The sequence below is a fragment of the Marinobacter sp. BSs20148 genome (assembly GCF_000283275.1).
In the GTDB taxonomy this organism is placed as follows: Bacteria; Pseudomonadota; Gammaproteobacteria; order Pseudomonadales; family Oleiphilaceae; genus Marinobacter; species Marinobacter psychrophilus.
Genome location: NC_018268.1, coordinates 3,910,342 through 3,923,398, shown reverse-complemented (window position 1 = coordinate 3,923,398; position 13,057 = coordinate 3,910,342). Strand labels below are relative to the sequence as shown.

The window sequence follows — 13,057 nt, the reverse complement described above, 5'->3', positions numbered from 1 at the left end:
TTGGGTGAAGGTCAGATCAGGCTGCGCGATGACCTATGGCCGAAATCTTGTTTAATTTTGTTGCGCGTCGCCGTTCAACCTCATTGATAAACTCCCGCCCCCAATACTCGATGTCATAACGGCAAACCACTTCGAAGGCTTCGCTCAGTCGATTCCGGGCTTCGCTTCGGCTGATTGCCAGCGCGTAGTAGCAGGTATCGGCCAGGTCCTGCGGGTGGTGCGGATTCGCAAGAATGGCGCCGCGCAGTTCTGCCGCAGCGCCGGCAAATTCAGACAGCACCAGTACGCCACTGCCTTGGGTTAAGCCCTGGGTTGCGATGTATTCTTTTGCGACCAGGTTCAGGCCATCCCGCAGCGGCGTAATCCACATCACATCGGCTATGGTGTAATAGGCCACCAGCTCTTCAAAGGGCAGGGCGCGGAAGAAGAACTGCACCGGGGTCCACCCGACCTGTGCAAACTGCCCGTTAATGCGCCCCACCGTTTGTTCGATCTGCGACAGCAATTCCTCGTAAATAGTCATTCCGGCCGCCGCCGGCACGCAGATCAACATAAGGGTGACTTTGGTTTTCAGTTCAGGATGCTCGTTCAGAATGCGCTCGTAAGCCTGTAGCTTTTCAATAATGCCTTTGGTGAAGTCGAGACGCTCCACCGACAGAATCAGCCGGACATCCTTGAACTCTTCACGCAGTGTTTCCATTTGCGCGATGACACTCTGGTCAGACAGGGCGGTACGAACGCGATTCAGGTCAAGCCCGACCGGATGTGCACCCAGCCCGATCTTGCGGTCATTCACTGTGATTTCGGTGCTCATTTCATCAAGACCCACCGCGCAGCCATAGGTCAGAAAGCGCGGTGCACAGCCCATTTTCTGGGTGACCTCAAGCGGTGTGACACCTCTTGCCACATCCACAAAGTTCTCGGCCTGCCGGGGAATATGAAAACCAATGTGGTCACACTGCAACAGGCTGCCGATGATTTCGCGGCGCCAGGGCAGCACGTTGAACACGTCGGCTGACGGGAAGTAGGTGTGATGGAAGAAGGCGATGGTGAGGTCTGGCCGCATCTCGCGTAAATAGGCCGGTACCATCCAAAGATTGTAATCGTGAATCCAGACCACGGCGTTTTCCGCCGCTTCCTCGGCGGCGCGCTCGGCAAACAACCTGTTGACCTTAAGGTACACCTGCCAGTGGTCATCGCGAAACGTGGCCCGCTCCCAGAAGGTGTGCAGGGTGGGCCAGAAGGCTTCTTTCGAGAATCGTTTGTAAAAGATCTCAACGTCTTCTTCGCTCAGTGCTACTCGTGCCGCAACCAGTTTTTCGTAGCGGCTGGTATCCACTTCGGTGTGGGTTTGGAAGGGGCCGAGATCGGGATCGTCAACTGACCAGGCGACCCACGAACCTGCTTTGCCATCGGAGAAGAAGCTCAGCAGTGTGGGGATGATGCCATTGGGCGATTTGGGCCGACGTCGAATCAACTCCCCATTCTCAATCACTTCTTCATAGGGCAGGCGATGGTAGACAATCACCAGATCGGATTTGCCCCTGTTCATGTAATCCGGAATTTCGGCTTCAATGCCCATCTGGCCGAGATAACCAAAATGTTCGAATGCCTCCAGAATGCCACCGCAGCCCGATGCTCCGGCATGAAGTACTCGCGCCTGATGCTCGGTTGCTGCCAGCAGTCCGGCCTCGGACTCACCGACACAGACACCCTTGAATTCGTGTTGATACATCGACAGGTCATTGAGGGTGTCACCGGCAACCAAGACCGACTCCGGGTCTACCCCCAGGTGTTTGACCAGACGGGACAGGGTGCGTCCCTTGTTGACGCCCCGCGGAAGTATGTCCAGGTACTTGCCCGCGGAAAACAATACATCACAAGATAATGCGCTGACGCGTGCCAGCATGTCTTCGCTGACCAGATCGTTGTCACAGAAGTAAGAGACACGGCGCTCCTGAGGGACTTCCTGACGCTGCAAGCCTTCAAATGAGGACAGCGCGCTCTCCACAACTTGCTCACCTGGCCAGAGCTCGTCAATTTCGCCCTGCAGTGGCTGGATGGTTTGTTGTGACGCGCCATGAACCACGGTACAGCCGACATCGCAGATAATGTAGTCGGGCTGCGGAATCGTCGGATCGGACAGCAGGGGTAGTACGGCTTCCAGCCCTCGACCGGTTACAAACACTAAATCGATCTCGGGGTGAGCAACGATGAGTCGATAAAGCTTGAGGCGATTTTCCGGATCACCCGCGAGAAAAGTACCGTCAAGGTCGGTGGCGAGTAGCATTTTATACTCCTGTATAAGTCTTTCCTTATGTCCAGGAGTTCAGCAAAACATGGCGTAGAGATGGAACACTAGCGTGGGCAAAGCTTTGCTGAACTAGGGGACCCTATAAACTATTAATGCAGTTTTCATACCGGAAGTCGGCGGCAACACCGGTATTCTGTTCATAGATTTCGAAAATACCTAGTTTGATCATAGGGATACAGATATTTCCGTGCATGGCCTAGCTCTTGCAATATTCTCAGCTCGCACGTGATCACGACGGCGGAGCGTAAAGGCAAGAATAATCCCCAAGTGCTTGCGGGCCGCGGGCAACACGCCCCAAACGCAAGTCTAAGGCAGGAGGTTCCTATCTGGTCTCTTATGCGCCCCATTGGTGCGATTCTGGGCAGTGTTGCACTATTACAACTCGGCAGTGGTCTGCTCAACACGTTGCTGGCTGTGACCGCCGACGGTCAGAAGTTTTCAACAATCTGGATTGGTTTTATTATGTCCGGCTTCTTCGTCGGCTTTGCTTGCGGCATATTCGTCAGCGGTCGCTTGATCCGGCGTATGGGGCATATCCGCACTTTTGCCTTCTGCGCGGCACTCTGCGCCACCATCGCGCTCCTGCACGTCATTTGGATGAATCCCTGGGTCTGGCTACTGTTGAGATTTTGCTACGGCATCGCCTTTGTCACTCTGATGACAGTTACTGAAAGCTGGCTCAATACCCGGGCCGCCAGGGAAGAGCGCGGCCGCGTTTTTGCGCTTTATATGGTTGTTAATCTCGGGGCTATCGCTCTGGCGCAGCAGCTTCTGCGTCTAAACTCCGGGGAAGTGTTTGTGCTGTTTTCCCTGTCTGCCATATTGATCTGCTGGGCGCTTCTGCCAATAACGATCACCAGCCGCAGCCAGCCCCTGATTCCGGACCGGGCGAAAAGCAGCCTGAAAAAGTTGATGCAGTTTGCGCCGCTTGCGGTTGCGACGTCGGCGCTCTCTGGCTTGGCCATGGGAGCCTTTTGGGGGATGGCGCCGCTTTACGCCAGCAAGTTGGGTTTTGGTCTTTCAGACGTTGGCTTGCTGATGAGTATCACTATTGTCGGGGGTGCGCTTTTGCAGATCCCGATCGGCCGCTTTTCCGACACCCATGATCGCCGCAAGGTTCTTATCTGTGTTGCAGCTCTGGCTGCTGTGATGTGTTTGATAATGCCGCTGGCGCAAAGCCAGAGGATGTTGATGATTACGTTCTTTGTCTGGGGCGGCTTGTCGTTTTCTCTTTATCCGCTGGGTGTGGCGCAGTTGCTTGACCAATTGCACCCGGATGAGGTGGTCTCGGGATCAACTGATATGCTGGTGTTGCATGGCGCCGGTTCTGCCCTGGCGCCTTTGTTTGCGGGCGTTATCATGACTCTGGTGGGCACTCAGGGTATGCCGCTTTATATGGCGGGCATCCTCTTTTTACTGACCGGCTATGCGGTTTATCAGGTCAGACATGTGTCGGTTCTGACCGCAGGGGAGCATGCGCACTTTGAGCCCATGGTGCAGACGTCTCATGAGATTGTGGGCATGATCGAAAAAGAGGGTTAATGATTGCCCGCTCGTTCTTCCTGCAGCTTGGCCCGAACGTTCATTAACACGATGCCGTACTTGTTATCGCCCCGGCGATCCCGCCCGCAACCCCAGAAATAATCGAAGTTACTGTTTTCCACAATCTTTTGGTCGCCGGTGTTGAGAAGCGCTTCTGTCAGCTCAGGGTGAGTGCGGCAGCGGGTGTAGACGCCCCGGGTCATAACGGTTTCACGCACCTGCTTCCAGTCACTGCGAAAACTCTTCCGGCGTTTGCGGCCGAGTTTGCGGGCCTCAGTCGGTGATATGGCGTTTCGCACCTGTTCCTTGTGGACGTCATCTGTAAACTTCATACCCTGAAAATAATGCTCCACTGACGGCCATAATTTGCCTTCTAGCTCGAAACTGTAGCGGGCGAAGGTCCCAAAGGGGCTATGCGGATCGGTACGGGAGGTAAAGAGACTGCTTTCGCTGTCGTCTGATGGAAATAGGGACATGATGGCCGTCGCTGTAAGAAAATGAGTCAGATGAGTATACCGACGACTCCCGGAACGACGCCAGACAATGACAACAGCTATTTGACGATTGAAGAACAACAGCGAAATGTTCAATCGTCCAGGCTGAACAGCTATTCGTCGTCGCTGAAAGCCGATCGGTGGAATTCTGCGGCTTCTTCTGCTTCCTTGACGCCCGCTTCCCAGAGTTTGGGTACGTCGCCACCCGTCAGCACCTCAAGCACCGCGTGAACACCTTTGGCCAGTGAGGAAAGGTTGTACCCTCCCTCAAGAACGAACGCGAGCTTGCCCTCGCAGTGCGTGTCAGCAATGTCCTGAACAATTCTGGTCAGCACTTTGAAACCGTCATAGGTGAGGTTCATCGCCATATCGTTGCGGTGGGGGTCAAACCCCGCTGAGACCAGCACCAGATCCGGTTTGAAGTGCTCGGCGGCGGGCATCAGTATGTCTCGGAAGGCTTTTTCGAATGCAATGTCGCCGGCGGTTTCCGGAAGGGGGACGTTGATGGTGTAACCTTCACCCAGGCCAACACCCACCTCTTCAATCAGACCAGATCCAGGATAAAACGGTGCGGCGCAATGGGTGTCGAAGAACAGCACATCCGGGTCTGCCCAGAAAATATCCTGGGTGCCATTGCCGTGGTGCGCATCCCAGTCAATGATCAGGACACGTTCACAGCCCAGCTTTGCCTGGGCATGAGCGGCCGCTACGGCAACGTTGTTCAGTAGGCAGAAGCCCCTCGCACGCACGGGCTCGGCGTGATGCCCCGGCGGGCGCACAAGTGCGAAGGCGCTTTGTGCCTCACCCTTGCAAACGCTTTCCACGGCAGCAATAGCGTTGCCGGCTGCCGCGGTAGCCGCTTTGATGCTGTCGGGGGAAACCGCCGTGGTGTCTCTGTCGAGCCAGGCGCGCTTGCCATCCAGTGAAAAAAGATGGTCTAGATAGGACGTGATGTGCACGCGTGCCAACTGATCGTAGGTGGCAGCAGGCGCCCCTGACTGGAACTGGACACCGGGTATGGGGTGTTTGTCCAAATGCGCTTTGATCGCCGCCAACCGGCCCGGATGTTCAGGATAGCTCCATTTAAAGTTCAATCCCTGGAGAATAGCCCTGACTCGCTTTTCTACCCGGCTAGGAATGAACGGCAGGTCCACCTCGGGATTGTGCCCCAGCATTATCTCATCATAAAACACATGGACACTTCGGTCGCCGATCACAAGACACTCTCCTTCTTTCTGGCCATAAAAGACTCCTGGAACTGAATGACGCAGAACAGTCTTCGCTGAAGATCAATCGGGGCGGTATCTCCCATTTACTCTAGCCTAACAATTCAAAGCTCTCCTGCTTCATTTCAATTTCCCGACTATCAATTGCCGTATAGCGCATGTTCGACTGCCAGAAGCTGGCAGCCGCGCTGCGGCCATCCGGTTTTCTGTCCTTTCGAGTGGTTATAGCAGCGTGAGAAAATTCCGGTTGGACGTCAAGCCCGGGTAACATTTGGAGACCGCCCTGTATGAAGAGCTTATTCAAGCTCGCGAGAATTTGGAGCTACAAGCTCTAGAGTTAAAAAAGCTAGCATCTATTGATGAGTTAACAGGCCTTTTAAACAGAAGATAGATTAAACCCCGATCGATACCCATGTTGTCGCAGTTTGCCAGAACTAAAAACGCACTATCGATGTTTATGATTGATATGGACTTCTTTAAGAGAATTAATGATAGATATGGCCATTCAAAAGGAGACAAGGTATTAATAGATTTTGGTCGATTGTTAACAGAATGTGGCAGGAAAAGTGATTTAATTTCCCGATTTGGTGAGGAAAAATTTTTAATTTTATTACCTTACAGCAACTTAGAGAAAACAATGGCTTTTTAAAAAATATTACATGAGCTAGTAAATAAAATATTAATTGGTGATGAGGCATTAACCTTAAGTATTGGTGTCAGTTTCTTTGATGGTAAAATGTCTTTTGAAGAGGTCGTAGATAAATCTGATATCGCTTTATATCAAACCAAAAGCCTAGATAGAAATAGAACTGAAGTGTTTTCTATAGTGTAGCCGATTAGAAAACAGGATTTTCTTTAACTTATCTTTCATCTCCTGATTATTAGGCGTAGGTTATAGAAATGTTACCTATCGGCCGTAAAACCGACGCAGACACGGCAGGCTCACCCCAGGTAGGTGGAGGTGGGTAAACGGAGAATGCTATGTCAGGGGTAAACGACACACACAAAGCTGCAGCACCGGGCTCCCAGAGAACTCACAGCGTTATCGTCAATCTCATCGCCTGGGCCGTTATCGCCGTTGGCTCTTTGGTTTTGGCGTCTTGGGTGTTGGATATTGAAGCAGGAAAACGCCTACTGCCCGGCTTTCAGTCAATGAAGTTTAATACCGCACTTTGCTTAGTCGCCTGCGGCCTCGTTCTGTGGCGCAGAGCACCCGCGTCTGCGTCAGCCAGCGACCCTATCGCTGCGTTTTTGGCATTGTTCATATTCGTGATATCAGGCTTTACGCTATTCGAATATGGGTCAGGTTGGTTGTTAGGCATCGATAATCTGGTCATTTTCGACACCGCAACGGCTCCAGATAACTGGCCTGGGCGGATGTCCGGGGCCACGGCATTGTGTTTCAGCATGATTGGCGCCGCGTGGCTGATCAGTATGATTCCGATGCGTCACTCCACATTGATATTGCAGCTTTTCGCCCTGGCGGTGACTATTGTCAGCGCTGCAGCGCTGATTGGCTATGTGTTTGGCGTTAGGGAGTTCAGGTTGCCTCTTTTCTCGACCATGGCACTGCACACGGCTGTATTATTGTTTCTCTGCGGTTTGGGCATGCTGCTCGTGCGGCCCGGGGAAGGCCTGATGAGCTCTGCTACCAGTCGTTACATTGGTGGCCGTTCGCTGCGGCGCCTGCTTCCGTTTATTGCAGTGACTCCAATTCTTGCGAGCTGGTTGAGCATGCAGGGCGTGTTGGCTGGCCACTATTCCGATGCATTCGGCTTCGCACTGAGCAGTCTGTCCAGCATCCTGGTGCTGGGCTTTGTCAGTTGGCTTGGTGCCGACGCGCTCAACTGTGAGGAAGAACGCTTCCGCTCCACCATCGATGCTTCTCCCGTGGCAACAGTCATGATCGATCAGGGTGGCATTATTCGGATTGCCAACCGGCTGGTACATTCAGTTTTTCGTTACCCGGATCATGGGTTGGTGGGGTTGTCTGTCCAGCAATTGCTATCCGAGCCGCTCCGTCAGAGCCATGAAGGTTATCGCCGCGAGTACATGCGCAACCCCACGCAGCGAATATTGGGGGTGGGGCGTGAGCTGTTCGCTCTGCGCCAGGACGGCACCGAATTCCAGGCCGAAATCGCGCTGAACCCTGTCCAGACGGCCGATGGTCGCTATGTTATGGCAGCTGTTGTGGACATTACCGACCGTGTGGCGGCCGAACAGAAAATCCTGCGCCTTAACCGCATGCACAAAGTGTTAAGCGGTATTAACACCCTCATTGTTCGCACCGAGACTCGCGATTCGCTCTTCGAGGGGTCGACACGTATCGCAGTGGAGGACGGCGAGCTGCCTGCCGCGTTAATAGTGCATTACGACAGTAATCTGCAGCAGTGCGAAATTCTACACGGGCATGCCGCCGAAGAGCAGATTGAAACTCGGCTGTTGATTGGCCCTGAGGTGGACTCAATTCGCGAATGCGTGCAGCAAAATTGCGTTGTGGTGCGTAATAACTTGGCTGGGGACCCTGGCGACGACGACCCTGCGGATCTGGCCAAGCTTGGTATACGTGCTTTGGCGGCGTTCCCGCTGGCTTCAAATAACCATTCACCGGAAGTGGCCTTGCTGCTCTGCGGGCGCGAGTCGTTTTTTTTTGACGAGCCGGAACTCAAGCTTTTATTGGAAGTGGCTGGCGATATCTCATTCGCGATGGCTAACCTGGATAAGAGCCAGGAGCTCGCGTATCTGACGCATTTCGACAAGGTCACTGATCTACCAAACCGCCTGCTGCTTACTGACCGGCTCCAGCAGGCCATGCTTCAGGCCGACAGTTATCAGGGCAATGTCAGTATTTTGTATATGGACCTCGACCGTTTTAAGCAGGTCAATGACAGCTTTGGCCATGCCGGCGGCGACGAGGTGCTCCGACGGGTGGCTGAGCGAATTGGTGAATGTGTAGGCAAGGCCGATACAGTATCCCGCTGGGGTGGCGACGAATTCATTGTTCTGCTGCCAGGCCAAAGTGCCAGCGACGCCGCTGGGGTCGCCAGCGCTATTAGTGAGGCGTTACATTCGCTCATTGTGCTGGGTGGCAGCCGGGAATTGTTTGTCTCGTGCAGTATCGGCATTGCGGAGTATCTTAATAAGAGCAGTGATGTAGATGCACTTATTAATAGTGCAAGAAGTGCGATGTCCGTGATTAAGGAACAGGGGGGCAATAATTACCGGCATTTTGTATCCGGAGGCGACGAGGCATCTGATGACGGGTTGGAGCTGGAAACATCATTGAGACAGGCGCTGGGGCAGAAGCAGTTCCAGCTTTACTACCAGCCCCAGATTGATATTGTCTCCGGACGGGTTTTGGGGCTAGAGGCCCTCTTGCGCTGGCATCATCCTACGCAAGGCATGATTGCCCCGAATCGCTTCATTCCTTTGGCCGAAAAGACCGGACTGATCATACCCATCGGCGAATGGGTGCTGCGCGAGGCTTGCGCCCAGGTTGCTAATCAGCACGGGTTGAAAGTGGCGGTGAACCTGTCCGCCCGACAGTTTCACCAGAAAGATCTGGTGGCCATGATTCGTCGAATATTGGATGAAACCGGTATGCCGCCTGCGAACCTGGAGCTGGAAATCACGGAAAGCGCTCTGATCTACGATGTTGAACTGGCCATCGCCACGATGGAGCAGTTGAACGACTTGGGTGTGAGCGTTTCACTGGACGACTTTGGCACCGGCTACTCCAGCTTGAGTTACCTGAAGCGCTTTCCTATCGACATGCTTAAGATCGACAAATCTTTCATTGACGAAGTGACGACAGACCCCGATAGCAATGTGATTGTCAAAACCATCATCGTTATGGCTCACAGCCTGGGGCTTAAGGTCATTGCCGAAGGCGTGGAAACCAAGGAGCAGCTTACAATGCTGCGCGAACACGGCTGCGACCAGGCTCAGGGCTATCTCATTGCACGTCCGTTGCTCTGCCAGGAGGCTCTGGAAGTCGCGGCCCAAACGTTCGTCGTCCCGACGTTATGATTGACGCCACAATGGAGCCCCAGGTTTAGATAAACGTCCAAGCCAATATTCTCGTGGTCTTATTGCCCTGCTTCATTTCTATTTCCTGTACGTCGACGGCACCAAGCTTAAGAATTAATTTTTTTGCAGGCTTCACATTGTCAATTTTCGAAACCAGGCTTGTAAACCAGCGGCACTGAGTTGAAAAAGCCTGGCTTTCTTTTATGAGTTTTTTAAGGAATAGTCGTTCGCCACCTTTACACCATAGCTCGGCGCCCGAGCCGCCAAAATTAAGAGTGGAAGACGTGGTTTTTTGCTCACCGCGATGACGGGCAAGGTTGCTAATTTTGCGTTGGCTGGCGGTTAGAGCTTCCTCGTGCGACGCATGAAACGGCGGGTTGCATACGCTGACATCAAAGAATTCTCCGGTTTTAATGATTCCATCAAAAATGTGATTTTTATCGCGCTGCGCGCGCAGTGCGAAACGGTCTTTTAGCGTGGGGTTATTAGCGATAATCGAGGCTACGTTTTCAAGTGACTGACGGTTAATATCACTTCCCACACACTGCCAACCGTATATCTGGCACGCTAATAGCGGGTATATCCCATTCGCACCCGTTCCTATATCAAGTAACGAAATGCTGGGCTGGGTATTAGCCTGGTTCGTCGTAGGCTCGCCAACGCCAAGCAACTCGGCTATGTAATGGATGTAGTCGGCCCTGCCCGGAATGGGCGGACAAAGAGCGCCCTCTGGAATATCCCAATCAATGACGCTGTAGTATCGCTTTAATAGCGCGGTATTCAGGGCTTTTACGGCCAGTGGGTCTGCGAATTCTATGGACAGGTTGCCGTATGCGTTTTTATCCACATAGGGGGCTAGTGGCGGACAGCTTTTTATAAGCGATGGAAAATCATAGCCTTGCTTGTGTAGATTTCTAGGGTGCAGGCCTTTGCGATTAGGCTCGGTTTGGTTGTTTTCACGTCGGTAGAGTGTGCTCACAGCAATATATCCGAGGTTTAGAATTTAAAAGTGAAGCGAAGCCGCACAGAGCCATTATAAACCCTTAAGACACGACCGCTCCGGTTATTGCAGCCCCAGTCGTATAACCATCAATTGACATGTGTAACGTGACAAATTACACTCGCTCCCCGCGATCGAAACTTGGCAGGCAGGAGCAGCAAACGTTTTCGATAAATGACCAGTGGCGTCATCGCTTTTTTTGACGATGGTAATACGCACAAGGTCATATGCAACGACCACTGGGAGAGGTAATGACGATGGCTATTCCTGACACTGGCAGCATGCAGCACAAGCCGACCCATCCTGGTGAAATGTTAAGAGAGGACTTCATCCCAGACTACGACCTAACGGTTGCTGGATTGGCTGAGTCTTTGGGGGTATCTCGCCAGTCGGTTAATGAACTGCTGCGAGAGCGCCGTGCGGTCAGCCCTGAAATGGCACTTCGGCTTGCGCGTTTGTTTGGTAATTCTCCAGAGTTTTGGCTGAATGCGCAGCGCGCTGTTGATTTGTGGACTGCAGCGCTATCGGTTAAGGAAGAAGTTGACCGAATCACACCGTTAGACGCCGCATAACCAGATCGTGCAGCAAGATTAGACATTGTTGAAATGAACAGATAAACCAACATTTAACCGAGAGAATACTATGAGCAAAAAACCCGCAAAAGATTCAGTAACAACGGCCTCAATTGAAGAGCAAACAGCGGCTTTTTTAAAGGCTGGCGGAGCGGTTCATTATGTCGTTAAAGGCAAAAGTGGGCAAATTGCTCCTGCAGGACCGAAGCCGGTTACTCCGAAGCCGGTTACTCCGAAGCCGGTTACCCCGAAAGAGGACTGATGTGTTCGTTGGTTGGCACTGCAGTTCTTGTCAAACTCATTAGAAAGCATTGCTTGTTTTGATGCGCCTTGGGGTGGCTTTTACGCTTTACCCCGAAGCCCTGATGTACAAAAAACGCCTTTTATAGTGGCGTTAAAGCTTACCAAGTTCCTAGACATTCAAACCATTCCCGTATTAGAAGTGGAGTCTATTGATGAAGCCAAAAGACATCGTGGCGCAGTTCGTTGCTGATATCCAAGCCCAGCGTTTTGATGAGGCAAAGGCCTTGCTGGTGTCGGATGGATTTGAATATGTTGGGCCAAACATGCGTTTCGTGAACCCGGATGATTTGATGGCCTACCAATTCGGGATGGTCGCCATTCAAAAAGCCCTGATTCTCCGTCAGCTCAGCGCCGAGGAAGAGCAGGTGTTTGCAATCCTGGATTACCGCACCAATTTTGAACCGATTGGCGATGTCCGGCTGGCAGTCTGGTTTAGTGTTCTAGGTGACAAAATCCAAAAGATTGAAGCGTTCTATAATGCGGCCGTCGTTGAAAATATGTTGGGGGGCAACCTCCCTCAGTCGACCGCTGAGGCTACTGCCGATAAAACCGCTGAATAGCAGTTATTAGCTGTTTTACATCGTTGTTATCAACGTCTCGGTGGGTCACGAAGCGAATAGGCTCACCGGCGGTGATAAGAATGCCTTGGCTCGCCAGATAATCGCGCAGCGCCGCGGCTTTGCCAGAGCGGCAGCGGGCGTAAACGATGTTGGTCTGGGTGCGGCTCGGGTCAATTTCCAGCTCTGAAATTGCGGCAAGCCCGGTACTCAGGTAGCGGGCGTTTTCATGGTCTTTTTGCAGTCGCAGTGGCCCTTGCTCAAGGGCGATGCGCCCGGCCGCTGCCAGTATTCCTGCCTGGCGCATGCCGCCGCCGAGCATTTTGCGCAGGCGTGTTGCACGCTCAATAAAAGCCGTTGAACCCAACAACAGTGACCCCACTGGGGCGCCCAATCCCTTCGACAGGCAAACGCTGACGGAATCGTAGTGTTTGGTTATGTCCGTTACATCACAGTCTGATTTTACCGCTGCGTTAAATACCCGGGCTCCGTCCAGATGAAGCTGCAACCGGTGGTCATCGCAAAAGGCGCGAGCCTGGCGCTGGTAGTCCAGTGATAGCACCTTGCCGCCGATGGTGTTTTCTAGCGATAACAGGCGCGTTATGGCGAAATGAAAGTCACCGGGCTTTATCGCTGCGCGGGCCTTGTCGAGGTCGATGCTGCCGTCGGGCTCATTCTCGATGGGCTGAGGTTGCACGCTTCCAAGCACGGCAGCGCCACCGCCTTCGTAGCGGTAGTTGTGCGCTGACTGGCCGCACAGGTATTCGTCGCCGCGACCGCAGTGGCTCATAATCGCCAGCAGGTTGGCCTGGGTGCCGCTGGCCGTAAACAGGGCAGATTCGAAGCCGAGCCGCTTGGCTGCGCTGGCTTGCAGGTTGTTCACTGTTGGGTCTTCACCGTAAACATCGTCACCAACTTCCGCGTAGGCCATGGCCTCGCGCATTTCCCGGGTAGGGCGGGTAACAGTGTCACTGCGAAAATCAATCATGGTGACGCTCTTTTGCATTATCGCTAACGAGT

General features: G+C 53.0%; 11 protein-coding genes. 6 read left to right on the top strand and 5 right to left on the bottom strand.

Annotated elements, in window-relative coordinates; translation table 11 throughout:
- Positions 1–16: 16 nt before the first annotated feature.
- Positions 17–2,290, bottom strand: coding sequence for a glucosylglycerol-phosphate synthase (gene ggpS / locus MRBBS_RS17915; RefSeq protein WP_014873028.1), 2,274 nt, complete (start codon positions 2,288–2,290; stop codon positions 17–19).
- A gap of 360 nt (positions 2,291–2,650) precedes the next feature.
- Between ggpS and MRBBS_RS17910 the strand changes: the two genes are divergently transcribed.
- On the top strand, positions 2,651–3,856 hold the full coding sequence (locus MRBBS_RS17910) for an MFS transporter (RefSeq protein ID WP_014873026.1): 1,206 nt from the start codon (positions 2,651–2,653) through the stop codon (positions 3,854–3,856).
- On the opposite strand, the gene MRBBS_RS17905 is transcribed toward MRBBS_RS17910, so the two are convergent.
- Positions 3,853–4,332 (bottom strand): NADAR family protein, encoded by a 480-nt coding sequence (locus tag MRBBS_RS17905; RefSeq protein ID WP_014873025.1) that lies wholly within the window; start codon positions 4,330–4,332, stop codon positions 3,853–3,855. The two genes, MRBBS_RS17910 and MRBBS_RS17905, sit on opposite strands and share 4 nt — an antisense overlap.
- A 131-nt stretch (positions 4,333–4,463) precedes the next feature.
- Entirely contained in the window at positions 4,464–5,567 is a 1,104-nt protein-coding gene (locus MRBBS_RS17900) for a histone deacetylase (protein ID WP_014873024.1), read from the bottom strand.
- A gap of 421 nt (positions 5,568–5,988) precedes the next feature.
- Between MRBBS_RS17900 and MRBBS_RS19270 the strand changes: the two genes are divergently transcribed.
- Positions 5,989–6,225 (top strand): diguanylate cyclase domain-containing protein, encoded by a 237-nt coding sequence (locus MRBBS_RS19270; protein ID WP_014873021.1) that lies wholly within the window; start codon positions 5,989–5,991, stop codon positions 6,223–6,225.
- 332 nt (positions 6,226–6,557) lie between these two features.
- Positions 6,558–9,605, top strand: a complete 3,048-nt coding sequence (locus MRBBS_RS17890) for an EAL domain-containing protein (protein WP_014873020.1) — start codon at positions 6,558–6,560, stop codon at positions 9,603–9,605.
- A gap of 25 nt (positions 9,606–9,630) precedes the next feature.
- Here the strand turns inward: MRBBS_RS17890 and rlmF are convergent, their stop codons facing one another.
- Positions 9,631–10,584, bottom strand: coding sequence for a 23S rRNA (adenine(1618)-N(6))-methyltransferase RlmF (rlmF, locus tag MRBBS_RS17885; RefSeq protein ID WP_014873019.1), 954 nt, complete (start codon positions 10,582–10,584; stop codon positions 9,631–9,633).
- Between the two features lie 272 nt (positions 10,585–10,856).
- Here rlmF and MRBBS_RS17880 point away from each other — a divergent pair, with 272 nt between their 5' ends.
- The 3 genes from MRBBS_RS17880 to MRBBS_RS17875 all read left to right on the top strand — a co-directional run bounded on the left by MRBBS_RS17880 (position 10,857) and on the right by MRBBS_RS17875 (position 12,040).
- Entirely contained in the window at positions 10,857–11,177 is a 321-nt protein-coding gene (locus MRBBS_RS17880) for a HigA family addiction module antitoxin (RefSeq protein ID WP_014873018.1), read from the top strand.
- A 70-nt stretch (positions 11,178–11,247) separates the two neighbouring features.
- Positions 11,248–11,439, top strand: coding sequence for a hypothetical protein (locus MRBBS_RS19265; RefSeq protein ID WP_014873017.1), 192 nt, complete (start codon positions 11,248–11,250; stop codon positions 11,437–11,439).
- 193 nt (positions 11,440–11,632) lie between these two features.
- The gene (locus MRBBS_RS17875; RefSeq protein WP_014873016.1) at positions 11,633–12,040 is read left to right on the top strand and encodes a hypothetical protein; all 408 of its coding nucleotides are present in this window, start codon (positions 11,633–11,635) and stop codon (positions 12,038–12,040) included.
- Here MRBBS_RS17875 and ltaE read toward each other — a convergent pair.
- The gene (gene ltaE, locus MRBBS_RS17870; RefSeq protein WP_014873015.1) at positions 12,015–13,025 is read right to left on the bottom strand and encodes a low-specificity L-threonine aldolase; all 1,011 of its coding nucleotides are present in this window, start codon (positions 13,023–13,025) and stop codon (positions 12,015–12,017) included. The genes MRBBS_RS17875 and ltaE overlap by 26 nt on opposite strands.
- Between the last annotated feature and the right edge of the window lie 32 nt (positions 13,026–13,057).